Source organism: Sporosarcina sp. FSL K6-2383, from assembly GCF_038618305.1.
Classification (GTDB): domain Bacteria; phylum Bacillota; class Bacilli; order Bacillales_A; family Planococcaceae; genus Sporosarcina.
On sequence record NZ_CP152017.1, the window covers coordinates 3,555,748 to 3,580,415 of the forward strand.

Below are 24,668 nucleotides of genomic sequence, written 5' to 3' on the forward strand. Positions count from 1 at the left end.
GAGCAATCCAATTAACCCCCAAACTACTTTCAATGAGTCTTCTAGAAAATGAATGTTCTCAGTAAGGAATTATGCTGCATCTCCCTCATTAACTCTCCTAGTTTTCTTCGATAGAAATCTTCACATCGGAGATAAGGTCAACTTAAAAAGAAAACGCGGTAAAAGAACTTGGACAAGTACATCAAAAAGTGAAAAATAGCCCTCAAACCATCTTCTGATGATTTTGAGGGCTATTTAGAACATTTTAATAATCACCTTTATTTGAATCAATTTCATAATAGAGCATTTAACTTTAAAAATGAACAAGGTGGATGTATTCTCTGCAATCTAGTTTTGCATTTCCTGTCACTTACTGTTTAGCTGTTGCTTTTTGAATCATAAGAAAGTATCTAAAATATCTGATGTTGCTGAAGTAGGGCCATCATCAAAGGTTAAGTAGACACTCTTTTCAATATTTGAAAAAACTAGCTCTTTATCCATACTTGGATTCCCAGATTCACTTTTTTGAACCTGAGATGTTTTATTATTAGACTCTGGATTATGACTAGTTACAAATGGGGCCCTCGGCTTTGCCGCCACTTTATCATGGACAAGATCACTTTGACAGCCAGAAGAAATAATCAAACAGGCAAGTAAAATAAATAATTTTTGAGCATACCTTAAAAGATTCATTCAAAAATACCTCGTTTTTTCAAATCATTTTTGTACACCTTAATCCCCTCTACAATCGAGGTAGCAAGATTATCTTAAAAATCATCGGTCCACATTTGGAACTCATCATGAGCATTCGTCAGATAACCTACTTCTATCAATACAGCCGGCATTTTTGTATCCTTTACGACAAACAGACCTTGTTCCATGACTCCCCTATCTCTAAATCCGGTTGCCTCAACCACATGTTTCTGTATGATTTTAGCAAGAGTCTGGCTATTCTTATGATAATAATATGTTTCCGTACCTGTCACATTCGAATCGGTAAAGGTATTACCGTGAATAGATACAAATACATCTGCATTTAGTTCATTGGCATATTTAGGTCTGTATCTGCTTTCTTGAGAAATAAAACTATCATCCGTTCTAGTCATAAATACTTGTATTCCAGGTTCCTGTTCCAAAAGTTTTTCTACCTTTTTTGACACAGCAAAAGTAAAATCCTTTTCATATTGGCCACTAGCACCTGTCGCCCCGACATCCTCACCACCATGTCCCGGATCAATGACGACCTTAAAAGCTGTATTACTATCTTTATCTTTATCTTTATCATTTTCATAATTTACGTTTTTATTTTCATCCCCTAAATTCCCGTCACATGCGGATAATGTTATAATAGAGAATAAAAGTAATGTAATTGACAGTATAGTTTTTTTCATGTTTCTCCCTTCTTTCACAGCACTTTTGTACTGTTTAAAGGTTAATGGAGAGAGATAAAGATGAGATGAAAATGAGATCGATATCATTTAAAGAATAATAAAATAGGGTCTCCCCTCTATAGTGCGAAGTTTTTCCACCACAATTAATAATCCGTCACCCAATACCGTGGTATGACGGCCATTGGACGAACGGATTTCAGATAACAAGCATCTTATTATTATTTGTTAACGGTAGAACTTGTTGCATTCTTGGTAGGGCAGATCTTGCTCCACATACTTCTTGCCGTTCCATAACGGATTGGTTGCTCGATAAATCGCCATGAAATCGAAGCGAACAGGAGAGTCATACCAATCTGTATGAGAATGTGAACGATGGAATTTTCCCCTCCCGTCCAAGGGAAGAACAAGACTAAAATAGGGTAATGCCATAGATAAATTGCATATGAGCGAACACCAAACCATCGCAGTAGCTTGCCGCCTAAAATTTTACTAATCCAGGTGGATGGGTGAATCGCTGCGGCTATTATTGTAGCTGCAACAATACATTGAAGGACCATTCCACCGCGGTAGAGAAAAGCTGCATACTGATTGGTCTGCCATATCATCCAAAATAGAATGGCAAAACCAATTGTCCCGATGATATCCAATGAAATACGCAGACATTTGTTGTCAGCAATCTTCCCCTCAAACATTTGGCTAGGTAAATATACCGCAAGTATTGCGCCTATCAACAAGGCAAACGCACGGGTATCTGTCCCAAAATAAACCCTGCTTGTGTCCATTAACCCCAGTTGATAGAGAAATGCCATTGCAAGTGCAGAAACTAATGCACCAATGAGGATGAACCCAATAAGAAGCCTGCGTTTGCGAACGAAACGGAGTCCCAGCAAGAGCAGAACTGGCCAAACCAGATAAAACTGCTCCTCGACAGCCAAAGACCAGTAATGTAATAGAGGTGTAGGTTGTCCAAAATTGGAAAAATAGCCAACATCGTTAAAAATGAACCACCAATTCGTAACGTAAAAAAGCGAAGCTAGCAAATCACCCCATAGATCAGCCAATTGGGGAATATTAAAGAGAGCCATCCAGCAGACTACCACAATTAATACAAGGATTTGTCCTGGCAGCAAACGTCTTGCGCGCTTGATCCAAAAATTACGCAAATTAATCTGTCCAGTATTCCCCCATTCCCTAATAAGTAGATTTGTAATTAGATATCCAGATAAGACAAAAAATATGGTTACCCCTAAAAATCCTCCAGAAGCCCATTCAAAATTGAGATGGTAGGCGATCACTGCAAATACAGCGAACGCTCTAATCCCATCTAACCCAGGCATATAACGGTTTTTCTTGGTTTCATTGATGATCGCTTTCATTTTTACTCAAGCACTCCGTCTGAGAAGTCAATATGCTCTTTAATGTGGTCCAGGAAAAGAGGATAAAAGCTTTCCTCAAAATGGATCCCGTCCTTACCATACAGATTCTGTTGTTCTTCAAATATAGAGGACAAATCGATGTAATCAATCTTCTCTGTTACTGCCAATTTTTCAAGTCCCTCGTTATAATCGGAGATGTTTTTATACCGTGGTTCTCTCTCCATTGCTTCTGTAGTCACTGGTGGTACCGATATGACATGGATCTGTACATTCGGTATTTTCCCCTTGATCTTTTTTATCAATTTGGCGTAGTTTTCCAGGTAATCTTTCTTTGGGTTATCTACAGGCATCAATAAGTCATCTGACCCCAACATGATATATATATGTTTAGGTTTTTTATCCGCAATTTTGTCTACTTTTTCAATAGCGAATAGGGCTGTGGCACCTGCATTAGCAATAACATTGGAGTCCCCTAACACATCAGATAAACCTAATAAAAGTGAATCTCCTAAAAAAACGCTGTTATGATAAAAAGATTTATTCGGATCCTCCGCATCAACAGAACCTGTTTCGCTACCACTCTGTTTACTTCCACCTCCGCAAGCTGAAGCAAATAGTACAATGACGCCAATAAACACACCAAAGAATAGTTTTTTTGTCATAATAATATACCCCCATCAATAAATTTTCTATTACTTTGAATAGATTAATGGAGAGAGATAAAGATGAGATGAAGACGACATCGATATCATTTAAAGAAATAAAAAACTGTCCGTTCAATACCTTTTAGTAAAGGTCCTTGAACGAACAGCTGTAATTTAGCTAGTAGGATTAGGTAGTGAAAATGCTTCTTAATAGGATACCTACCGCTCTTTATTTAGATAGAAGAAAAACATTACTCCATCCTCAGTATTCAAAACACCATACTGCACACCATGTAGCTCTAAAATATTCTTTGAAATAGCTAACCCTAATCCTGTTCCGCCTTGTGAACGTTGACGAGACATATCTCCACGATAAAAACGATCCCATAATTTACCCAAATGCTCCTGCTTGATATGAGCCCCTTTATTTTCTACACATACTTTTATACGCTCATTTTCTTCTATTGTGGAAATGATAATACGTTCATTTTCTGGTGTATAACGAATCGCATTGGTAATAAAATTCGTCATAACTTGCTCAATCCGATGTTGATTTGCAACGACCCTCACAGCAGAAAGTTGTTTATGGACATGTAATTGCTTGCTCGTTATGTTTATAGCTAAATGCTCACATAAGTATTCAATGAGCTGGTCAATATAGAAGACATCAAATTTCATTTTATACGTGCCAGATTCAAATTTGGCCAATTCCAGCATATCAATAATTAGCATGTCCATTTTATCTACTTCGTTTGCCATTGCTTTAAAATAATAATCCTTTTTATGACTGGCAACACCGTCTTCCAAAATGGAGATGCAACTCTTCATAATAGTTAAAGGTGTCTTTAATTCATGTGAAACTCCGGAAATAAACTCTTTACGTGTATGTTCTAATCGCTTTTCTTTTTCTATATCTTGTTGCAATTGATCGATATGCTGATGCAAAGTAGCAGAGAGTCTATTGATATTATGTGATAGCGTACCGATCTCATCTTTTGATGTAATAGGTATTGTCTCTGAAAAATCCAAGTTTGCAATCTTGCTTGTCGTATCGTTTATTTGTAACAATGGTTTAGCAATCTTTTTTGAATAATAAAAGGATGCCAGTACAACAAGTAACAAGACAAATAGTATTAAATATACATAATAACCTTTTAACATTTGCACAGCTTCATCAACTGGTTGTAGCGATGTCATAGCAAAAATATATGTTGTTTCGCCATACGTATCTTTTATTGGTTTAATAAATATTTTATAATTAATATCATTTTCCTTATAGTCCATCATTTCAGACTCACTTGTATAATTCTCATTTAACACTAGATTTACTTGAAATTGTTTTATTCTTTCTATAAGAATACGATTTGAATATATATTTGAACTTACGGATCCTACAGGTAATTGTAGATTCTTAATAGACCCTTTAAAATAAATTTGTAAACGATTTTTTAGTGAAGGTTCTATTGTGGCTTTCTGGCCATATAGCTTATTTGATATCAGTTTATTTTCTAATGTAAATTGTCCATTTACTCTTGTTAAAATAACAGGAATAACTTTATCATCCTTCTCTATTCCATCAATCGTAATTAAAGACCCCTGTTCCAGATTAAACTTTAGCCTTTCAATATCTTCTAAACCAATCAGGCTATACAATGGGATGTTAATGACACGATTAGAGAAGTCCTCATTTCCTGAAGGGACTAAATGAACCTCTATAGAAAAATCATTCGCATACTTAATATTTCCTACACTATCCAATGTTGTAATCCACGTTGTATTTTCTCGGTAAAAATCCTGCTCTAGCTTCTGAATGGTTGGTCCATCTTCTTCAGCCTTTACATACTCTTTTTCAAAGGATTGGATACTCGTTTTAATATCATTTACTTTTTGATTTGCATAATATTGCTTGAAAAATATAGTTTGTCCAATAAAAATAGTTGCTAAAATGAGCATACCTAATAATGTTGTTAGCATAAATAATTTTGATACAATTCCTATTTTCATGCTATTCCCTCAAATTTATAACCAGCTCGAATAACAGTTACAATACTACTTGCTTTATTACCTAATTTATGACGTAAATTACGGATATGACTATTGATTGTGCGATCATCACCGGCAAATTCATAACCCCAAATTTTAATGATTAATTGCTCTCTCGTAATAATAATCCCAGAATTCCGCATCAAATAGGTTAATATTTCAAATTCCGTATGTGTCAAACTTATACTTTCTCCATCAACTGTCACTGTTCGTGAAGGGAAATGGACATGGATACCAACACTCATTAAGCTATCTTCATTAGATGCCTTACCCGCGGAAGAATATCGACTATCAATTAATCGTTTTACCCTCGCCAATAAAATTGGCGGACTGTATGGTTTTGTAACATAATCATCAGCCCCCAATTCAAAACCAAGTAACGTATCATCTTCATCTACACGAGCTGTCAACATAATAATAGGCACATTAGATGATTTGCGAATTCGTCTACAAACAGACCATCCATCTAACTCAGGCAACATAATATCTAAAATAATTAAATGCACTTCATGTTCTTCAAAAATGTCCAAAGCTTCATTTCCATCTACTGCCTCTAGTACTTCATATCCTTCACTCAATAAATAATCTTTCACTATTTCGCGTAAAATATCTTCATCTTCTACAATTAATACTGTTTTTTGCATATATCTCCCTCACAGTGTCAAAAAGGTTCGTACTTTGAAAGAATACCATAGCAATGTAAAGATGAGATAAAGATAAGTTGATATTATTCTTAATAAACCCTAAGTATAAATAACTGGATCAATCCCGCAACTATCTTTTCTATAAAAACAGAAAAACCATTCTCTCATTGCCAAGAAAATGGTTTTGTTGTTTATTCAAACGTACGACAGGTGCTATTTAGATTTAGTGCTTGCAAACTGCTGAACCCAGTCCATATCAATCGGCCCATTTAAGACATTGTAATAATTGCCGTTATTTAAAAAGGATATACGATTTTCATAAATAGAGGCTATTAGTGGTTTATTTTTTACGTTGATCGTCAGCGTAAAGCCCTTTTCTTTTGAAACTTTACTGTTCTACTTTCTCTTTTTCATCTGTTCTCCAACCATCAGTAGAACCACCATCAAGTTCGAGTGTAGTAACATGTGAAGCATTCACACGAATCACATCGGTTAAACCCTTCTCACGATAATCATTGACTATAAAAAAAGTAAGTAGAGTAATTGGTACAATCACCACTACCGCAATAAAGGAGCTAAAAATTTTATTTTTCTCCAATCCTTTACTAACGGAAAATTTCACTAATCTTTCTGCTATATATGCCATTAATGGAATCACTGCTACAACAAATAAACCTACTGCTGTATTCATAGAAATAGATGTATTCCATAGTATCCATTGATCAAAAATAGTGAAATAAATCATAAAACTTATAAATGATAGGATTAAAAAAATAGCCAATACAATACTTTGCTTTTATTCATTAAATTCCTCCTCGTAACTTGAGCGATCTGAGTCCCAGTAAAAATAGAAGTTTAAACTTCACTAACTAATCTTTTTAGAATAAAACTACTAGGTAACGGAGTGCTCTTTCGTCTGCTTCCTCTTATAAAAATAATGCCAAATAAAAAAGATTCCCCAAGGTATTAAGCTGAATACTAGAATTCTGGTGAATTGTATGAGTAATAGTTCTATTATCAAAGCTGGTATCATAATCATCAACCACATTCTAACTACCTTATTTTTAATACTTAGTTCAAATCGGTCACTCATTTGCCTCCCCCCTCGTTAGTGTTATCAACATCTCCTTGTCACCAAGATACGTTAGTTGCTCTATACCATCATCACGCATGATAGCTACACCCGTGATTTCGACATTAATTTTTTCATTGCCTTTTTTTTCATAATCAATATAAGCTGTAAAGTTATAATTCGTTGGAGTGACTTTATTTTGCTCCACTTCAATTTTAGTTACGGTTGTTTGATAGTCGTATTTGTTGGCTGCTTCATGAAATAGTGATGCTTGGCCTGTCATAACAAATTTATTGTAGCCGCTATCCGTGAAATAAGGTTCATAGGTATCCTTTAAATAAATGTTATACTCTCCATCTAACGGGTATTGTCCACCCTCCTTCTGTTCTTCCACCCATTTATCCAGAGCGTTAATTGCATGTGTTGCTTCTTTATTAGGTGCATTCAACTCATACTCTAGGAAGTCTTGAATGAGTTCTTTATTTTTATCCTGTGGTTCAACTTGGGAGCATCCTGTAACTATAAGACAAATAAGAACAATATATAGGGAGACTCCGGTTTTTAATTTCATGTTCTTATTTTTAATGATTGAAATAGTATTCCTTAGTGATTTACGGTCCATAACATTTCCCCCTTTTTTAACTTTTTTGCCTCTACTTCTTATACGTAGTGGGCATAAGAAAAGTTACATTTTCCAACTATTTCATCTTAAATACGATATGTATCGCATATGAAAAGTAAAATGGATATATAAAATAGCACCCAAACCATCAGCCGATGATTTGAGTGCTATTGTTATTCAAACGTACGCCAGCCAATATCTGTTCGATAGAAGAAACCATTCCATTCAAGCCCGGACAAACCTTTGTACACTTTGTCTTGTGCTTCTTTCAATGAATCTGCCTTCGCTGTTACTAGAAGTACGCGACCTCCATTACCGACAAAACCAGTGCCACTCGCTTTTGTACCTGCATGGAAAACATCTAAGCCTTGTGCTGTCAAACCATCAAGAGTAGGCAATGCTGCACCTTTGACAACATCTCCTGGGTAATTGTCAGCCGCAATGACAACGCCTAACATCGCTTCATCATGCCACTGAAGATCATACGGTTTGCTGTCCATTAGTGCCGCCATGAATTCACCGAAGTCAGATGCCATGCGCGGTAGGACGACTTGTGTTTCAGGATCACCAAAGCGTGCGTTGAATTCAATAACTTTCGGTCCTTTATCTGTCAGGATTAACCCCGCATATAAAATCCCAGTAAATGGAGTGCCTTCTGCCGCCATTGCTTCAACCGTCGGAACAACCACTTTGTCATACGCTTCTTGCACAACTGCGTCCGAAATTTGTGGAACGGGTGAATAGGCACCCATTCCGCCTGTATTGGGTCCTTTATCGCCGTCATAGGCGCGCTTATGGTCTTGTGCAATAACCATTGGGTAAATCTGTCCATCATGGACAAATGACATATAAGAGAATTCTTCCCCATCTAGGAATTCCTCGATAACGACACGTGACGATGATTCACCGAATTTTTGATTGCCAATCATATCGTCCACTGCTTCGAGCGCTTCGTCCAATGTCATCGCCACGATAACACCTTTTCCTGCCGCAAGCCCATCCGCCTTGACGACAATTGGTGCACCATTTTCACGAATAAAAGCCTTCGCTTCTTCTGCATCCGTAAACGTTCCGTAGCCAGCTGTTGGAATGTCATACTTTGCCATTAACTCTTTTGCGAATGACTTACTGCCTTCGATCAGCGCCGCAGCTTTCGTTGGGCCAAACGCTTTCAAGCCATGTTCCGCGAAATAATCAACGATTCCTTCCCCAAGCGGTTGTTCAGGACCAACAAACGTGAGATCTACTTGATTTTCCTTCGCAAATGCTACAAGTGCTACGAAATCCAACGCATCAATGTCTACACATTGCGCATCGCTTGTCATCCCATCATTGCCAGGTGCTACAAATACTTTTTGAACGGAAGGAGAGACATTGAACTGTCTAGCAATCGCGTGCTCACGGCCGCCGCTCCCGATAACGAGTATATTCAATTCAAATTCCTCCTCAATGTTTAAAGTGACGAACGCCTGTAAATACCATCGTAATGCCATATTCATTGGCTTTTTTGATAGAATCTTCGTCTTTCACTGATCCACCAGGTTGGATAATCGCCGTAATACCCGCTTTCGCTGCTGCTTCGACCGTATCGTCCATTGGGAAAAATGCATCCGATGCCAATGCTGCACCTTTCGCGCGTTCACCAGCCTGCGTCAATGCGATATTTGCTGCGCCTACACGGTTCATTTGCCCAGCGCCAACACCAAGTGTCATATGATCGTCTGTTACAACAATTGCATTTGATTTAACGTGCTTGACAACTGCCCAGCCCAATTTCATCGCTTGCCATTCTGCTTCTGTTGGCTCGCGGTCTGTTGCTACTTTGATGTCTGCATCTGCAAAACCATAAGCATCTGGCTCTTGCATGAGCAATCCACCTTCAACAGAAACTGTATTCCATTGGTCTTTTTTGTTTTGATCAAATGAAATTGTCATCAAGCGAATGTTTTTCTTTTTCGTCAAGATGTCTATTGCCTCTTCTGTGAAAGCAGGTGCAATGATAATTTCAAGGAAGATGCCCGATAGTTTTTCCGCAGTTGCCGCATCTACTTCACGGTTTAAGGCAATGATACCGCCGAAGATAGATGTCGAGTCTGCCTCATAGGCTTTATTAAATGCATCGAAAATCGTTTCTCCAGTTCCCACACCACAAGGATTCATATGTTTCACGGCAACTGCAGCAGGTCCTTCAAATTCTTTGACGATTTGAATCGCTGCGTTCGCGTCTTGGATATTATTATACGATAATTCTTTACCATGCAGCTGTTGTGCAGAAGCAATCGAGAAATCAGAACCAAGTGGACGACTGTAAAATGCCGCTTTTTGGTGTGGGTTTTCCCCGTAACGGAGCGGTTGTTTAAGCTCATATGTGTACGTGACCTGTTCTGGGAATTCCTCGCCTGAAAGGTCAGTTAAATAGCCTGAAATCAATGCATCGTATGCCGCTGTATGACGGAATACTTTTGCCGCAAGACGTCTGCGTGTTGCAAGTGTTGTTTGACCATCTGCTGTTAATTCGGCAATGACTTGGTCATAATCTGTTGCATCGACGATTACCGTTACATATGCATGGTTTTTCGCAGACGCACGTAGCATGGCTGGTCCACCGATATCAATGTTTTCGATGGCATCATCCGTTGATACATCTGGTTTTGAAATCGTTTCTTTGAACGGGTATAGGTTGACACAAACGATATCGATTGGCTGAATGCCGTGCTCTTCCATTTGTGCAATGTGTGATGGGTCATCTTGTTTCGCAAGCAGTCCGCCGTGAATCATCGGATTGAGTGTTTTCACACGGCCTTCCATAATTTCAGGGAAGCCAGTCACTGCGTCAACAGCTGTGACAGCCACGCTATTGTCCGCTAGATGTTTCATTGTCCCGCCCGTAGATAATAGTTCGTAACCGAGACCTTCCAACACTTTCGCAAATTCTAAAATACCACTTTTGTCCGACACGCTAAGCAATGCACGTTTTTTCACGAATAAACCCTCCATTTTTGAATTAAAGATTCGATACCAGTTCACTACACACTAGTTATGACCGCTAGAGACTGTGTTATGACCGCCATAGACACCATTGTGACCGTCTTCAACCTTTTCAACCCTATAAGTAAAGCCGGTAAAAAAGTTACCGGCTAAAAAGGCTATTTAATGTTTCTTTATATAAATCATGTTCCACAGCATGAATCGCTTCAGCCGTTTTGTCTACGTCGCCATCAACTACATTGACGGCACGTTGCGCCAAAATCATCCCGGTGTCCATTCCTTCATCGACAAGGTGAACTGTGACACCCGTTACCTTTACGCCATGCGCGACGGCTTGTCCAATGGCATCTATCCCAGGAAACGATGGCAGTAAGGAAGGATGAATATTAACAATACGTGACGGATAGGCTGACAGAAGTGGCTCTCCAACAAGACGCATATAGCCAGCCAAGACGAGCCATTCAGCCCCCGCCTCATGAAGCATTGCAAGAATTGCTTCTTCATATGTATCTTTCGTTTTGTATGCCGCAGATTGAAACGCCACGACACGAATGTTAGCTTGCCTCGCCCGTTCCACCACATACGCGTCTGGCTTATTTGTTATCACCAAGACAATTTCAGCGTTCAGCTCACCAAGTCGACAAGCCTCAGCAATGGCTGCAAAATTACTGCCGCTTCCAGAAGCGAAAACGGCAATTTTCATTTTAAGCGCAGTCATTTAAGAAAGACTCCCATCATGGTCGCCTATGAACGTCACACCTTCACCTGTTACGACACGCCCGATTTTATAAGCTTTTTCACCATGTTGTTCTGCAATCGCAATCGCATGATCTGCTTGATCAGCCGGAAGCGCAACGGCAAAACCAACACCCATATTGAAGACGCTATACAGATCTTTATCCAACAGCTGACCTTTTTCTTTCAGCATATTAAACACTGGAAGCACCGGCCATGAACCAAGGTCGATTTCTGTTCCAAATCCATCTGCAAACATACGTGGCAAGTTTTCAAAGAATCCTCCGCCTGTAATATGGCCCATGGAATGGACGTCTAATTCCTGGTGCATTTGTAGAACAGGCTTCGCATAGATTTTAGTCGGCACAAGAAGTGCATCGCCAACCGTTCCAAGATCCTCGTAGCCATCAATGACACCATCAATTGCATAGCCATTATCTTCAAGAACAATTTTACGGACGAGTGAATAACCGTTGGAATGAATACCACTTGAAGCAATCCCAACAATCACATCGCCAGCAGCAACTTTTTCACCCGTGACGATTTTGCTCTTTTCACAGGCACCGACTGCAAAACCAGCCAAATCATATTCATCGACTTCATAAAGACCTGGCATTTCTGCCGTTTCTCCGCCGATTAACGCTGCACCAGATTGGACACAGCCATCCGCAATTCCTTTAACAATCGCTTCCACCTTTGCAGGTACAGCTTTGCCCAGCGCAATATAATCAAGGAAGTAAAGTGGCTCTGCACCTTGTGCAACAATGTCATTGACACACATAGCCACACAGTCAATACCGATTGTGTCGTGCTTATCTGCCATAAATGCCAGCTTCAACTTTGTTCCGACACCATCTGTACCTGAAATAAGAACTGGCTCTTTATAATCGAGCGCTGAAAGATCGAACATCCCGCCAAAACCGCCAAACGTTCCTGCAACACCTTTACGAGCAGTACGTGCAACATGCGACTTCATCCGTTCAACTGACTCATAGCCAGCTTCAATATTTACCCCTGCACTTTCATACGCCTTCGACATGCAAAAGCCTCCCTATCAAACGATTTCTTTTTTATGTGGTAAAACTGTATCTGAATAGATTTCTGTTGGATATTCTCCCGTGAAACAAGCCAAACATTGCCCACAATTTTTCATGCTATCTGAACGGCCAATCGCGTTCAGCATACCTTCTGGTGACAAAAATGTTAATGAGTCAGCTTCAATGAGCTCGCGAACTTCCTCAATCGTACGATTGGTTGAGATCAATTCTGAATCCGTGCTAATATCCACGCCGTAGAAACATGGATTGACGAGTGGAGGTGAAGCACTGACAACATGAACTTCTGTTGCCCCTGCCTCTTTTAGCATCCTCACAATACGTTTAGACGTTGTCCCACGAACAATCGAATCATCCACCACGATAACCCGTTTACCATTGACAACTTGACGCACAGGAGAAAGTTTCATTTTAACGCCTTGTTCACGCAATTCCTGTGAAGGTTGGATGAACGTACGACCTACATAACGGCTTTTAATAAGTCCTAGCTCGTAAGGTATGCCACTTTCCTCAGAAAATCCAATAGCTGCCGAAATACTCGAATCGGGTACACCTGTGACAACATCCGCTTCAATATGCGCCATTTCTCGTGCCAGCTGTTTACCACAACGCTTGCGTGCCATGTGAACATTTATGCCATCAATATCCGAATCGGGACGTGCAAAATAGACATATTCCATTGAGCACATCGCTGAATCAGCTGCTGGTGCAAAGCGCTCAGAGTGAAGCCCTTTATCATTAATAATGATGAGTTCACCGGGTTCAACCGAACGAACCCATTCTGCACCAATAATATCAAACGCACATGTTTCCGACGCCACAACCCACGCATTGCCCATTTTCCCAAGAGACAGTGGGCGTAAACCATTCGGATCCTGAGCTACCATCAGCCCATCATCAGTTAAGATAACAAAGGCAAAAGCACCTTTTAACATCGCCAATGCTTTTTTCACACGATCACGCTGGTTTAAAGAACCACTACTTTTTTTGATTAAATGTGCAAGTACTTCCGTATCTGAATTCGTTTGAAAAATACTGCCTTGACGTTCCAGATGCTCACGTAATTCGACTGCATTGACAATATTACCATTGAGAGCAACGGATAGACTTCCCGTCGTTGAACGGAAAACAAGTGGCTGAACATTTTCAATGCCTCTACCATTTTCCGTCGAATAACGTACTTGCCCAATGGCAGCACTGCCTTTAAGATTTTCAATTTCATTACCTGAAAACACATCGTTGACAAGGCCTTCACCTTTAATGACATGTAACTTATTACCATCTTTTGTTACAATGCCGGCGCCTTCTTGTCCCCGGTGTTGCAAGGCGTGCAGACCGTAATAACTGATCTGCGCCGCATCTACATGACCCCAAATGCCAAATACACCGCACTCTTCGTTTAAGCCTCTGAGTTCAGCAAGCATTGGATAGCCCCTTTCCAAGCAGAACGGAATTCTTCAACCGCCCCGTCAATTAACACACCATTTTCACCGTTGATAACAACTCGATCACTAGCCGTTACCGCACCGATTTTAATCGCATCTGCTACAGTCGCTTCAAATGCTGCTGTATTTTCTTCTTTAACAGTCACAAGGAAACGTGATTGCGTTTCACTGAACAATGCCGTAACAGCAGATCCTGCGATCGTTACTTCTGCGCCAAGACCTTCTGCATCGAATGCCTTTTCGCAAAGTGCAATGGCAAAGCCACCTTCAGACAAATCTGTTGCAGATTGAACAAGTCCATCCTGAATCGCTGTTAAAACTGCCTTTTGACGAGCCGCTTCAACGTCAAGATCGATCGCCGGTGCTTGACCAGAAATTTTACTGTCTATCATCTGTTGAAGCTCACTGCCACCAAAATCAAGTCCCGCTTCACCAATCACATAGATTGCGTCGCCAGCTTGCTTGAATGCAGTTGTTGTTACTTGTGATAAGTCGTGGACAAGCCCAACCATACCAATCGTTGGCGTTGGATAGATTGGAACACCATTCACTTCATTGGATAAAGAAACGTTCCCACTAATAACAGGTGCATTCAACTTGATACACGCTTCAGAAATACCGTCAGCTGATTTCTCAAGCTGCCAAAACACTTCAGGCTTATCCGCACTACCAAAGTTTAAGCAATCCGTAATCGCAATCGGTTCTGCACCTGAACAAACAAGATTACGCGCCGCTTCCGCAACTGCAATTTTCCCGCCTGTTTCTGGATCAAGATAAACAAAACGTGAGTTACAGTCAGATGTCATCGCAAGCCCTTTACTCGTTCCATTTACACGAATAACCCCTGCGGATGAACCTGGTGCAACAATTGTATTTGAGCGTGCTTGTGTATCGAATTGATTGTAAACCCATTCTTTAGAAGCAATCGTTGGACGTTGCAATAAGTCTTTCAATGTTGCCTGCAAATCCTTAACGACAGGTTCTGTCATTTCTTGCGCTTGGAACTCTCTGAAGTAAGCAGGCTCTTCAGATTTTTTATGGTAAACCGGTGCGTCTTCAGCAAGTGCATCTGCTGATACTTCCGCAACTACTTCGCCTTTATGAAGCAAACGCAGCATTTTATCATCCGTCACTGTACCAATAGACACCGCTTCTACGCTATATTTCGCAAATAGGTCCGTTACTTCTTGTTCGCGACCTTTTTTAACAACGATAAGCATACGCTCTTGTGATTCTGACAGCATCATTTCATACGCCGTCATGCCTTCTTCACGTTGTGGCACTAAGTCAAGATTCAACTCAACACCATAACCTGCTTTTGACGCCATTTCAGCTGCTGACGAAGTAAGTCCCGCCGCACCCATATCTTGAATTCCGATTAATGCATCTGATTTAACAAGCTCAAGACAAGCCTCCATGACAAGCTTCTCAAGGTATGGATCTCCAGCTTGCATAACCGGTGGCGCTGTATCTTCACCCACAGCAACTTCAGATGATGACATCGTTGCACCGTGAATACCATCGCGACCTGTTGTAGCGCCCGCATACATCACCGTATTCCCTACACCAGAAGCAACACCCTTTTGGATATCTTCATGGTTTAATAAACCAACAGCCATCGCATTAACAAGTGGACGTTTTGAATAACAGTTATCGAACTGCACTTCGCCCGCAATCGTTGGAATACCAATGATATTTCCGTAACTAGCAATCCCTGCTACCGCCTCTTCGAATAAAAAACGGTCCCGCGCATCTGTTAAATCCCCAAAACGCAATGAGTTAACAAGTGCTACTGGACGTGATCCCATAGAGAAAACATCGCGTAAAACGCCACCCGCACCTGTTGCCGCACCGATAAATGGTTCGATAGCAGACGGTGAGTTATGTGATTCCATTTTGAAAACAACTGCTTGGTTATCGCCGATATCTACAATCCCAGCACCCTCACCTGGGCCTTGAAGGACACGTGTTCCTTCAGTTGGGAATTTACGCAAAACGGGTTTCGAACTTTTATATGAACAGTGCTCAGACCATAATGCCGAGAACAGACCTGTTTCCGTGTAGTTTGGAAGGCGACCTAACATTTTGGTTGCCAATTCGAATTCTTCGTCGGTCATTCCCATTTGTAGGTATAACTTTTCCTCTTTAACTTGTTGTGTGCTCGGTTCATGCTTGGCTGACATTATTTTCACTCCACCTTTTTAAGATTGAATTGAATAGAGGCAATCCGTCTGTACCTCCGATAATTTCCTCAACTGCACGTTCAGGAAGTGGCATCATGCCAAGTACATTTCCTTGTTCATTCAACACGCCGGCAATGGCTTCAGTACTGCCGTCCACATTGCCGTCCGCATATGTAAAGACGATACGATTATTATTTTTTAGTTCTGCTACCGTTTGTTCATCCACATAGTAGTTACCATGTTCATGCGCAAACGGGATGGCAATTTTTTGACCTTTATCATAATCAGCCGTAAATTTCGAGTCTGTGTTGCGGACTGTCAATTTCGCCTTACCTGATCTGAATTTCAATCCTTTGTTGCGTAAGAAAGCACCTGGTAGCAGACCTGCTTCCGCAAGAATTTGGAAGCCGTTACCTACACCCAGTACTGGTTTGCCTGACGCTGCAAATGCTTTTAGGCTGTCAATAGCTGGTGAGCTTTGTGCCAGTGCACCTGGACGAAGATAATCGCCATATGATGCGCCACTTGGAATAAGTACCGCGTCAAAGTTTTCGAGATTCGCTTCTGTATGCCACACATATTGTGCGTCTTTACCCAGCACTTCATTTACCGCATGATACATATCGATGTCACAGCCCGATCCTGGGAAAACTAGAATAGCGAACTTCATTTGCCCGCGACCTCCCCGATTTCGTATCGGTAATCTTCGATAACTTTATTGACCAACAGCTTGTCGCACATTTCTTTGACACGTGCATCGATTTCTGTAACTGAACCCGCTAGTTCCAGTTCAATCAATTTACCAATGCGGACGTTTTCGACTTCCTGATAACCCATCGTTTGAAGCGCTTCTTTCGCTGCAATTCCTTGTGGATCAACAACACTTTCACGGAGTGTTACGTATACGTTTACTTTCGTCATGTCTTTTTTCCTCCCAAATGGAATTAGATTAGTTTTTTAAAATCGGATTTATCACCTGCAAAGTGTGATACCTACTCATAAGTATCTCCTCTTAAGCCCAAATACCTGTGGAGTCAATCTCTTCCAACAGCTTTTCAATGTCATCCGTCATGATGGTTACATGTCCCATTTTACGATTGTCTTTCGCTTCTGCTTTACCGTATAAATGGATCGACCAATCAGGATAATTCGTCACGACCTTCTTAAGTGGAGCCACATGTTGACCAAGTACATTCACCATAATAGATGGTGCCCATAGCTTTGGCTCACGAAGCGGCCAGCCGCAAACAGCACGAACATGCTGATGGAACTGTGAAACATTACAAGCCTCAATCGAATAATGACCCGAATTATGAGGACGTGGTGCTAATTCATTAATGACGATTGCATCATTTTCAAGCACGAACATTTCAACTGCCAATGTCCCAACAAGGTTAAGATAATCAGCAATTTTCGTCGCTGCCTCTTCAGCTTGTGCAATGACGTTCTGACCTACTCGCGCAGGCACGATAGATTCATGTAAGATATGGTTTTTATGAATATTTTCAGCAATAGGTAGGCAATAAGATTGGCCTGCAGCGTTACGCTGTATAATCACTGATATTTCTTTTGTAAACGGTACGAACGCTTCTGCGATACATGCAGAATGGGCAAAAAGTGACTCTGCTTCATGCAAATCTTCTTGACAATTAATTTTCACTTGCCCTTTTCCGTCATAGCCACCAAATGCTGTTTTGACGATACATGGGAAGCCTACATCTGCAATTTTCGTTATCAGTTCTTCAAATGTCTGTGCTGTCACATAGTTAGCAACAGGAGCACCTGATGCAGTAATTTCAGCTTTTTCATTGATTCGGTTCTGTGTAATCCGAACAAGCTCAGCACCTTGTGGTACATGTGCGATTTGAGTAAGCCTTTTTAAGCCTTCATAATCGATATTTTCAAATTCATATGTGATAACGTCACTGACCTCACCCAGTTCCTCAAGTGCGGCTTCATCGTTATAAGGAGCAACAATTCGGATATCGGCAATCTGGCCACAGGGAGAGTCCATAACAGGATCCAGCACAGCAATTTTGAATCCAGCCTCTTTGGCAGCAAGTCCCATCATTCGACCCAGCTGACCTCCACCAATAATTCCGATTGTCTGTCCTGGTAAAATGGTTTTCATACTAAATCACCGCTGCTTTCCAAAGCTATATCACGCATTTGTTGACGACGTTCTTCCAGACGCTTCATTAACACTGGATCATTAACGCCTAAGAATTGTGCGGCAAGTAGACCTGCATTGGTGGCACCTGCTTTACCAATTGACACCGTAGCAACCGGCACGCCACCTGGCATTTGAACAATCGACAATAAGGAATCCATGCCATTCAACGCTTTTGACTGAACTGGCACGCCAATGACAGGAAGTAATGTTTTCGCCGCAACCATCCCCGGCAAATGGGCTGCCCCACCTGCACCTGCGATAATTACATGTAGGCCACGTCCTTGGGCTTGCTCTGCGTATTCAAACATAAAATCAGGCGTACGATGCGCTGAGACGACTTTCTTCTCGTACGGAACGGCAAGCTCGTCCAAAATGTCACACGTATGTTTCATCGTTTCCCAGTCACTCTTGCTTCCCATAATTACACCGATTTTCGGTTCCACTTATCATCCGCTCCTTCATAATCACAGTTCATTGATAAGGACAAGAAGAACTAAATTCAGTATTCCCCATGTAAACCCGAAATCTTTGAACTTCCCTTTAAAAAAGTAAAAACGTCCTTGAATAAACCGCTCTTCACTATACGTGAAAAGCAGATTATTCAAGGACGTTAAAAAATGCGTTAAGATGATTGTACCCATTGGCACCCACACACCCTTCGCTACGATTCCTGAAAAATTGCTTTCCCGCATAGTCCGGACATTACGGTGCCCTGGTAGAAACACTAAGGCCAATTCCTTAGTATATATGGGGATTCTATTTACTCTACACATTTTATCAAGACTAAGACCATTCGTCAACGGTAAAAGACGAACATTTTTATATTTTAAATTTCCAACGTTCGCCTTTTTGTCATTTCACGCTTCAGGTAGTATTCCTTTGAATTTGATAAGCTGTCGTACCGGGACATACTCCCCTTTCACTTCCATAAATAGCGGTTCTTCTTTTCTCCCAGCAACCATGTATCCACCGGCCGCCATTCTCTTCAAGCAATCATCGATACTTTCTTCCTCTCCCACTTCAAACCATACCGTCTTCTTTTGACTCATTTAAACAACTTTCCTTTCCGCACTGTCTTCACCCAGAATCCACCATGTATTGTTTTTGCTTCATATGCAATAATAAATGCTCTTGGATCAATTTCCTTAATGATCGTATAAAGTTTTAGCTCATATTTACGTGGTGTTAAAATCTGCATTGCCGATCGGTCACCATCTAAACCATTGGCCGACCAATCTGTTACCCCATAACCTTTTTCCCTTAGTATAATCGGTAGTTTCAAATTTTCCTCTGCAGTAATCACATTTACCGTAATATAACCAAGTGCCATTTTTTCTTCAATCTTTGTTCCTATAATAACACCACATCCATACCCCACAGCATAGGCAACTAGGTTTTGAATTTGATTAAGGTTATCAAGTACTAAACCAAGACCAACTACATAAATAACAACCTCTACCATGCTGACAGCAGCTGCAATATACCTATACCCCTTCAGCGTCAAAATCATGCGCACTGTAAAGAAGGTTACATAGACAATATTGATTGTAAATATAATAAGCACCATTTGCATATCTATAACCCCTTTCATACTATTTATCGTATCGCTGATAGAAAACAAATTCAAGGAACGTTAATCAGCAATGTTGATATTTGATAACTTACCGAATACTTGTTACAATCAAAATAAGAACAAATATTCGTAATGATACAAAGGTATGCAAGTGCGTAGTAGCTTGTTTTCAAATGAAAAATGGAGGTAGTTTTATGACAATTAATATAAAACGAAGAAGAGTAATTTTAGATTTAGCTGTAACTTTAGATGGTTTTATTGAAGGAAAAAACGGAGAAGTTGATTGGTGTATTATGGATCCAGATATGGGTTTCACTAATTTCTTAAACCAAATTGATACTATTCTATATGGGAGAAAAAGCTACGATTTATGGGGACAATATATTCCAGAAACTCAAGACTCCGATACCGAAAAAGAGATTTGGAAACTGGTCCATAATAAAAAGAAATATGTGTTTTCCAAAACACGATTAGAAACTGATAACCAAGCAATATTTATAAATAAAAATATTCATGAGGAAGTCAATAAATTGAAGAATAAGCCTGGAAAAGACATCTGGCTATATGGTGGAGCTAGTCTCATTACAACCTTTATCAATTTAGGACTGGTTGATGAATTTAGATTATCTATTCACCCTGTTATTTTAGGAGAAGGAAAACCTATGTTTATTGATATAAAACAGAGATTGAATTTAAAATTGGTTCACACTAAAACATTCTCTTCTGGCGTTGTGCAACTCATTCATCATTGTGAATAGAATGGGGAATCTTTATAATGAGTTCCCCATTTTCATCACAGAACTACCAATAATCAATCACGGCGAGGCGTGATTGCGTCTGGATTTTGAATTGAGCTTGTGCCTGCAGGATGCAGGTATGCAACCATTGCCGCAGGACGCGGCGCTCTTTTGTTGTTGCCTTCTAACTCCCTTCAAAACCGTGACATCCGCCGGAGGCTTGGGCCAACAAGATGTTGGTCATGCAGGCGTTGCCAGTCGAACAGCAAAGGGTTCGATTTGCCATAATTTCTGTGTTCTTTGCAGAAATTAAGGCACTTTTTTAGGACGTGGTGAACTTAGCCTGCGTTCCCCTATTCAGCCGGGGGTTGAATCCCCTACTGAATTACAAATCTAGTTCGCATTCATCTCGCCACTTACAGAAGTGGGAGATTTCTGTAGCTGACGCTTCGCTTTCAGTACAAAATCATTTGCTGAATGAAGTTAAATTTTAACAAATTTTTATTTTCAAACACAAAAAAAGCCACTACCTATTGGCAATGACCTTGCGCCCGGCGACGTCCTGAAAACCCTTGCTTTGATTTACGCAAAAAAACGCGTAAATCACGCAGAAACGAAAGGTTCCCTTTCGTTTTGCAGCGGGAAACCCCCAACTACCATCCACGCTGAAGAGCTTAACTTCTATATAAAGAATATACTCTGGTTATTTAAATAGCCCATAATTCCACTGAATAAGTCCAAATGATAAACCTTTGGTTTTTATTTTAAACAACAAAAAAAGCCACTACCTATTGGCAATGACCTTGCGCCCGGCGACGTCCTACTCTTGCAGGGGGAAACCCCCAACTACCATCGGCGCTGAAGAGCTTAACTTCCGTGTTCGGGATGGGAACGGGTGTGACCTCTTCGCCTTCGTCACCAGACTATGTTGAGCTTGTTCACTCAAAACTGAATAATACGACAGTGTGTTTCACAAATCAGGGCCAACCTGCCCTTTTTACTAGAAGGTTAAGTCCTCGTTCGATTAGTATCTGTCAGCTCCACACGTCGCCGCGCTTCCACCCCAGACCTATCAACCTCATCTTCTTTGAGGGAACTTACTTACTTGCGTAATGGGAAATCTCATCTCGAGGGGGGCTTCATGCTTAGATGCTTTCAGCATTTATCCCGTCCACACATAGCTACCCAGCGATGCCTTTGGCAAGACAACTGGTACACCAGCGGTGTGTCCATCCCGGTCCTCTCGTACTAAGGACAGCTCCTCTCAAATTTCCTGCGCCCGCGACGGATAGGGACCGAACTGTCTCACGACGTTCTGAACCCAGCTCGCGTACCGCTTTAATGGGCGAACAGCCCAACCCTTGGGACCGACTACAGCCCCAGGATGCGATGAGCCGACATCGAGGTGCCAAACCTCCCCGTCGATGTGGACTCTTGGGGGAGATAAGCCTGTTATCCCCGGGGTAGCTTTTATCCGTTGAGCGATGGCCCTTCCATGCGGAACCACCGGATCACTAAGCCCGTCTTTCGACCCTGCTCGACTTGTAGGTCTCGCAGTCAAGCTCCCTTATGCCTTTGCACTCTACGAATGATGTCCAACCATTCTGAGGGAACCTTTGGGCGCCTCCGTTACTCTTTAGGAGGCGACCGCCCCAGTCAAACTGTCCACCTGACACTGTCTCCTGCCCCGATAAGGGGCATGGGTTAGAAGTCCAATACAGCCAGGGTAGTATCCCACCAACGCCTCCTCCGAAGCTGGCGCTCCGGAATCTTAGGCTCCTACCTATCCTGTACAGGCTGCACCGGAATTCAATATCAGGCTACAGTAAAGCTCCACGGGGTCTTTCCGTCCTGTCGCGGGTAACCTGCATCTTCACAGGTATTATAATTTCACCGAGTCTCTCGTTGAGACAGTGCCCAGATCGTTACGCCTTTCGTGCGGGTCGGAACTTACCCGACAAGGAATTTCGCTACCTTAGGACCGTTATAGTTACGGCCGCCGTTTACTGGGGCTTCAATTCAAAGCTTCGCTTGCGCTGACCTCTCCTCTTAACCTTCCAGCACCGGGCAGGCGTCAGCCCCTATACTTCACCTTACGGTTTTGCAGAGACCTGTGTTTTTGCTAAACAGTCGCCTGGGCCTATTCACTGCGGCTCTCTCGGGCTTTAACACCCTAACAGAGCACCCCTTCTCCCGAAGTTACGGGGTCATTTTGCCGAGTTCCTTAACGAGAGTTCTCTCGATCACCTTAGGATTCTCTCCTCGCCTACCTGTGTCGGTTTGCGGTACGGGCACCTCCCGCCTCGCTAGAGGCTTTTCTTGGCAGCGTGAAATCAGGGACTCCGGAGATTAATCTCCTCGCCATCACAGCTCAATGTTATAGGAACGGGATTTGCCTCATTCCACACCTTACTGCTTAGACGCACATAACCAACAGTGCGCTCACCCTATCCTACTGCGTCCCCCCATTACTCAAACGGCGGGGAGGTGGTACAGGAATATCAACCTGTTATCCATCGTCTACGCCTTTCGGCCTCGACTTAGGTCCCGACTAACCCTGAGCGGACGAGCCTTCCTCAGGAAACCTTGGGCATTCGGTGGAAGGGATTCTCACCCTTCTTTCGCTACTCATACCGGCATTCTCACTTCCAAGCGCTCCACCAGTCCTTACGGTCTAGCTTCAACGCCCTTGGAACGCTCTCCTACCACTGATACCAAAGGTATCAATCCACAGTTTCGGTGATTCGTTTAGCCCCGGTACATTTTCGGCGCAGCGCCACTCGACCAGTGAGCTATTACGCACTCTTTAAATGATGGCTGCTTCTGAGCCAACATCCTGGTTGTCTGGGCAACGCCACATCCTTTTCCACTTAACGAATACTTGGGGACCTTAACTGGTGGTCTGGGCTGTTTCCCTCTCGACTACGGATCTTATCACCCGCAGTCTGACTCCCAAACATAAATCATCGGCATTCGGAGTTTGTCTGAATTCGGTAACCCGGGATGGGCCCCTAGTCCAAACAGTGCTCTACCTCCGAGATTCTTAAGTTTGAGGCTAGCCCTAAAGCTATTTCGGAGAGAACCAGCTATCTCCAGGTTCGATTGGAATTTCACCGCTACCCACACCTCATCCCCGCATTTTTCAACATACGTGGGTTCGGGCCTCCAGTAAGTGTTACCTTACCTTCACCCTGGACATGGGTAGATCACCTGGTTTCGGGTCTACGACCCCATACTCATTCGCCCTATTCAGACTCGCTTTCGCTGCGGCTCCGCATTCACTGCTTAACCTTGCATGGAATCGTAACTCGCCGGTTCATTCTACAAAAGGCACGCCATCACCCATTAACGGGCTCTGACAACTTGTAGGCACATGGTTTCAGGATCTATTTCACTCCCCTTCCGGGGTGCTTTTCACCTTTCCCTCACGGTACTGGTTCACTATCGGTCACTAGGGAGTATTTAGCCTTGGGAGATGGTCCTCCCGGATTCCGACGGAATTTCACGTGTTCCGCCGTACTCAGGATACACTCTGGAGAGAATGGACTTTCGACTACGGGGCTTTTACCCGCTACGGCGGACCTTTCCAGGTCGCTTCGCCTAATCCATTCCTTTGTAACTCCGTATAGAGTGTCCTACAACCCCAGGAAGCAAGCTTCCTGGTTTGGGCTTTTCCCGTTTCGCTCGCCGCTACTCAGGGAATCGATGTTTCTTTCTCTTCCTCCGGATACTTAGATGTTTCAGTTCTCCGGGTCTGCCTCGTTTACGCTATGTATTCACGTAAACGTACTGCCCCATTATGGGCAGTGGGTTTCCCCATTCGGAAATCTCCGGATCAAAGCTTACTTACAGCTCCCCGGAGCATATCGGTGTTAGTGCCGTCCTTCTTAGGCTCCTAGTGCCAAGGCATCCGCCATGCGCCCTTTCTAACTTAACCATTCGGCTTCCGATAAGCTGCGTATTGCGTTGTCAGCTTCAGTCGATCAGTCAGTCACGTACCTGAGTACG

The 24,668-nt window shown here is 42.0% G+C and carries 22 protein-coding genes, 2 rRNA genes and 1 riboswitch; of the genes, 1 reads left to right on the forward strand and 23 read right to left on the reverse strand.

Annotated elements, in window-relative coordinates; translation table 11 throughout:
• Positions 1 to 375: 375 nt before the first annotated feature.
• The 21 genes from MKZ10_RS17980 to MKZ10_RS18080 all read right to left on the reverse strand — a co-directional run bounded on the left by MKZ10_RS17980 (position 376) and on the right by MKZ10_RS18080 (position 19,923).
• The gene (locus MKZ10_RS17980) at positions 376 to 672 is read right to left on the reverse strand and encodes a hypothetical protein (protein ID WP_342506505.1); all 297 of its coding nucleotides are present in this window, start codon (positions 670 to 672) and stop codon (positions 376 to 378) included.
• A 74-nt stretch (positions 673 to 746) separates the two neighbouring features.
• Entirely contained in the window at positions 747 to 1,370 is a 624-nt protein-coding gene (locus MKZ10_RS17985; protein ID WP_342506507.1) for an N-acetylmuramoyl-L-alanine amidase, read from the reverse strand.
• Between the two features lie 218 nt (positions 1,371 to 1,588).
• Positions 1,589 to 2,746, reverse strand: coding sequence for an acyltransferase (locus MKZ10_RS17990; RefSeq protein ID WP_342506509.1), 1,158 nt, complete (start codon positions 2,744 to 2,746; stop codon positions 1,589 to 1,591).
• A 2-nt stretch (positions 2,747 to 2,748) separates the two neighbouring features.
• Positions 2,749 to 3,408 (reverse strand): GDSL-type esterase/lipase family protein, encoded by a 660-nt coding sequence (locus MKZ10_RS17995; RefSeq protein ID WP_342506511.1) that lies wholly within the window; start codon positions 3,406 to 3,408, stop codon positions 2,749 to 2,751.
• Between the two features lie 201 nt (positions 3,409 to 3,609).
• Positions 3,610 to 5,394 (reverse strand): HAMP domain-containing sensor histidine kinase, encoded by a 1,785-nt coding sequence (locus MKZ10_RS18000; protein WP_342506513.1) that lies wholly within the window; start codon positions 5,392 to 5,394, stop codon positions 3,610 to 3,612.
• Complete coding sequence (locus MKZ10_RS18005; protein WP_342506515.1) at positions 5,391 to 6,077, reverse strand: response regulator transcription factor; 687 nt, start codon at positions 6,075 to 6,077, stop codon at positions 5,391 to 5,393. Before MKZ10_RS18005 ends, MKZ10_RS18000 begins: the two co-directional genes overlap by 4 nt.
• A gap of 388 nt (positions 6,078 to 6,465) precedes the next feature.
• Positions 6,466 to 6,768, reverse strand: coding sequence for a hypothetical protein (locus tag MKZ10_RS18010; protein WP_342506517.1), 303 nt, complete (start codon positions 6,766 to 6,768; stop codon positions 6,466 to 6,468).
• 394 nt (positions 6,769 to 7,162) lie between these two features.
• Positions 7,163 to 7,771: a hypothetical protein gene (locus tag MKZ10_RS18015; protein WP_342506519.1), complete on the reverse strand. Its 609-nt coding sequence runs from the start codon at positions 7,769 to 7,771 to the stop codon at positions 7,163 to 7,165.
• Between the two features lie 173 nt (positions 7,772 to 7,944).
• The gene (gene purD, locus MKZ10_RS18020; RefSeq protein ID WP_342506521.1) at positions 7,945 to 9,204 is read right to left on the reverse strand and encodes a phosphoribosylamine--glycine ligase; all 1,260 of its coding nucleotides are present in this window, start codon (positions 9,202 to 9,204) and stop codon (positions 7,945 to 7,947) included.
• A gap of 13 nt (positions 9,205 to 9,217) precedes the next feature.
• Complete coding sequence (purH, locus tag MKZ10_RS18025; RefSeq protein WP_342506523.1) at positions 9,218 to 10,753, reverse strand: bifunctional phosphoribosylaminoimidazolecarboxamide formyltransferase/IMP cyclohydrolase; 1,536 nt, start codon at positions 10,751 to 10,753, stop codon at positions 9,218 to 9,220.
• Between the two features lie 148 nt (positions 10,754 to 10,901).
• Positions 10,902 to 11,477, reverse strand: a complete 576-nt coding sequence (gene purN / locus MKZ10_RS18030) for a phosphoribosylglycinamide formyltransferase (protein WP_342506525.1) — start codon at positions 11,475 to 11,477, stop codon at positions 10,902 to 10,904.
• Positions 11,478 to 12,533 carry a phosphoribosylformylglycinamidine cyclo-ligase gene (gene purM / locus MKZ10_RS18035; protein ID WP_342506527.1) on the reverse strand — a complete coding sequence of 352 codons (1,056 nt, stop codon included), beginning with the start codon at positions 12,531 to 12,533 and terminating at the stop codon, positions 11,478 to 11,480. It lies immediately after the preceding gene.
• A 15-nt stretch (positions 12,534 to 12,548) separates the two neighbouring features.
• The gene (gene purF, locus MKZ10_RS18040) at positions 12,549 to 13,973 is read right to left on the reverse strand and encodes an amidophosphoribosyltransferase (RefSeq protein WP_342506529.1); all 1,425 of its coding nucleotides are present in this window, start codon (positions 13,971 to 13,973) and stop codon (positions 12,549 to 12,551) included.
• Positions 13,949 to 16,177, reverse strand: a complete 2,229-nt coding sequence (gene purL / locus MKZ10_RS18045) for a phosphoribosylformylglycinamidine synthase subunit PurL (protein ID WP_342506531.1) — start codon at positions 16,175 to 16,177, stop codon at positions 13,949 to 13,951. Before purL ends, purF begins: the two co-directional genes overlap by 25 nt.
• Complete coding sequence (gene purQ, locus MKZ10_RS18050) at positions 16,161 to 16,847, reverse strand: phosphoribosylformylglycinamidine synthase subunit PurQ (RefSeq protein ID WP_342506533.1); 687 nt, start codon at positions 16,845 to 16,847, stop codon at positions 16,161 to 16,163. Before purQ ends, purL begins: the two co-directional genes overlap by 17 nt.
• The gene (gene purS / locus MKZ10_RS18055; RefSeq protein ID WP_203248519.1) at positions 16,844 to 17,098 is read right to left on the reverse strand and encodes a phosphoribosylformylglycinamidine synthase subunit PurS; all 255 of its coding nucleotides are present in this window, start codon (positions 17,096 to 17,098) and stop codon (positions 16,844 to 16,846) included. Before purS ends, purQ begins: the two co-directional genes overlap by 4 nt.
• A 91-nt stretch (positions 17,099 to 17,189) precedes the next feature.
• Positions 17,190 to 18,308 (reverse strand): 5-(carboxyamino)imidazole ribonucleotide synthase, encoded by a 1,119-nt coding sequence (gene purK, locus MKZ10_RS18060; RefSeq protein ID WP_342506536.1) that lies wholly within the window; start codon positions 18,306 to 18,308, stop codon positions 17,190 to 17,192.
• Entirely contained in the window at positions 18,305 to 18,793 is a 489-nt protein-coding gene (gene purE / locus MKZ10_RS18065) for a 5-(carboxyamino)imidazole ribonucleotide mutase (protein ID WP_342506538.1), read from the reverse strand. Before purE ends, purK begins: the two co-directional genes overlap by 4 nt.
• Before the next feature lie 21 nt (positions 18,794 to 18,814).
• Complete coding sequence (locus MKZ10_RS18070) at positions 18,815 to 18,991, reverse strand: hypothetical protein (RefSeq protein WP_342506539.1); 177 nt, start codon at positions 18,989 to 18,991, stop codon at positions 18,815 to 18,817.
• Positions 18,992 to 19,021: 30 nt separating this feature from the next.
• A riboswitch (purine riboswitch) is annotated at positions 19,022 to 19,121 on the reverse strand.
• Positions 19,122 to 19,207: 86 nt separating this feature from the next.
• Positions 19,208 to 19,399 (reverse strand): NETI motif-containing protein, encoded by a 192-nt coding sequence (locus tag MKZ10_RS18075; protein ID WP_342506541.1) that lies wholly within the window; start codon positions 19,397 to 19,399, stop codon positions 19,208 to 19,210.
• The gene (locus MKZ10_RS18080; RefSeq protein WP_342506543.1) at positions 19,396 to 19,923 is read right to left on the reverse strand and encodes a DUF5698 domain-containing protein; all 528 of its coding nucleotides are present in this window, start codon (positions 19,921 to 19,923) and stop codon (positions 19,396 to 19,398) included. The genes MKZ10_RS18075 and MKZ10_RS18080 overlap by 4 nt, the downstream gene beginning before the upstream one ends.
• 194 nt (positions 19,924 to 20,117) lie before the next feature.
• Here MKZ10_RS18080 and MKZ10_RS18085 point away from each other — a divergent pair, with 194 nt between their 5' ends.
• Positions 20,118 to 20,681 carry a dihydrofolate reductase family protein gene (locus tag MKZ10_RS18085; RefSeq protein ID WP_342506545.1) on the forward strand — a complete coding sequence of 188 codons (564 nt, stop codon included), beginning with the start codon at positions 20,118 to 20,120 and terminating at the stop codon, positions 20,679 to 20,681.
• 786 nt (positions 20,682 to 21,467) lie between these two features.
• Here MKZ10_RS18085 and rrf read toward each other — a convergent pair.
• Both rrf and MKZ10_RS18095 read right to left on the reverse strand, forming a co-directional pair.
• Positions 21,468 to 21,583 (reverse strand): 5S ribosomal RNA (gene rrf / locus MKZ10_RS18090).
• An 81-nt stretch (positions 21,584 to 21,664) separates the two neighbouring features.
• Positions 21,665 to 24,597 (reverse strand): 23S ribosomal RNA (locus tag MKZ10_RS18095).
• Positions 24,598 to 24,668 lie beyond the last annotated feature (71 nt).

Bases quoted from the DNA above. Each gene is read 5' to 3' on its own strand.
- MKZ10_RS17980 (WP_342506505.1), bottom strand. From the start codon at position 672: ATGAATCTTTTAAGGTATGCTCAAAAATTATTTATTTTACTTGCCTGT.
- MKZ10_RS17985 (WP_342506507.1), bottom strand. From the start codon at position 1,370: ATGAAAAAAACTATACTGTCAATTACATTACTTTTATTCTCTATTATA.
- MKZ10_RS17990 (WP_342506509.1), bottom strand. From the start codon at position 2,746: ATGAAAGCGATCATCAATGAAACCAAGAAAAACCGTTATATGCCTGGG.
- MKZ10_RS17995 (WP_342506511.1), bottom strand. From the start codon at position 3,408: ATGACAAAAAAACTATTCTTTGGTGTGTTTATTGGCGTCATTGTACTA.
- MKZ10_RS18000 (WP_342506513.1), bottom strand. From the start codon at position 5,394: ATGAAAATAGGAATTGTATCAAAATTATTTATGCTAACAACATTATTA.
- MKZ10_RS18005 (WP_342506515.1), bottom strand. From the start codon at position 6,077: ATGCAAAAAACAGTATTAATTGTAGAAGATGAAGATATTTTACGCGAA.
- MKZ10_RS18010 (WP_342506517.1), bottom strand. From the start codon at position 6,768: ATGAATACAGCAGTAGGTTTATTTGTTGTAGCAGTGATTCCATTAATG.
- MKZ10_RS18015 (WP_342506519.1), bottom strand. From the start codon at position 7,771: ATGGACCGTAAATCACTAAGGAATACTATTTCAATCATTAAAAATAAG.
- purN (WP_342506525.1), bottom strand. From the start codon at position 11,477: ATGACTGCGCTTAAAATGAAAATTGCCGTTTTCGCTTCTGGAAGCGGC.
- purM (WP_342506527.1), bottom strand. From the start codon at position 12,533: ATGTCGAAGGCGTATGAAAGTGCAGGGGTAAATATTGAAGCTGGCTAT.
- purF (WP_342506529.1), bottom strand. From the start codon at position 13,973: ATGCTTGCTGAACTCAGAGGCTTAAACGAAGAGTGCGGTGTATTTGGC.
- purL (WP_342506531.1), bottom strand. From the start codon at position 16,177: ATGTCAGCCAAGCATGAACCGAGCACACAACAAGTTAAAGAGGAAAAG.
- purQ (WP_342506533.1), bottom strand. From the start codon at position 16,847: ATGAAGTTCGCTATTCTAGTTTTCCCAGGATCGGGCTGTGACATCGAT.
- purS (WP_203248519.1), bottom strand. From the start codon at position 17,098: ATGACGAAAGTAAACGTATACGTAACACTCCGTGAAAGTGTTGTTGAT.
- purK (WP_342506536.1), bottom strand. From the start codon at position 18,308: ATGAAAACCATTTTACCAGGACAGACAATCGGAATTATTGGTGGAGGT.
- MKZ10_RS18070 (WP_342506539.1), bottom strand. From the start codon at position 18,991: ATGGGTACAATCATCTTAACGCATTTTTTAACGTCCTTGAATAATCTG.
- MKZ10_RS18075 (WP_342506541.1), bottom strand. From the start codon at position 19,399: ATGAGTCAAAAGAAGACGGTATGGTTTGAAGTGGGAGAGGAAGAAAGT.
- MKZ10_RS18080 (WP_342506543.1), bottom strand. From the start codon at position 19,923: ATGCAAATGGTGCTTATTATATTTACAATCAATATTGTCTATGTAACC.
- MKZ10_RS18085 (WP_342506545.1), top strand. From the start codon at position 20,118: ATGACAATTAATATAAAACGAAGAAGAGTAATTTTAGATTTAGCTGTA.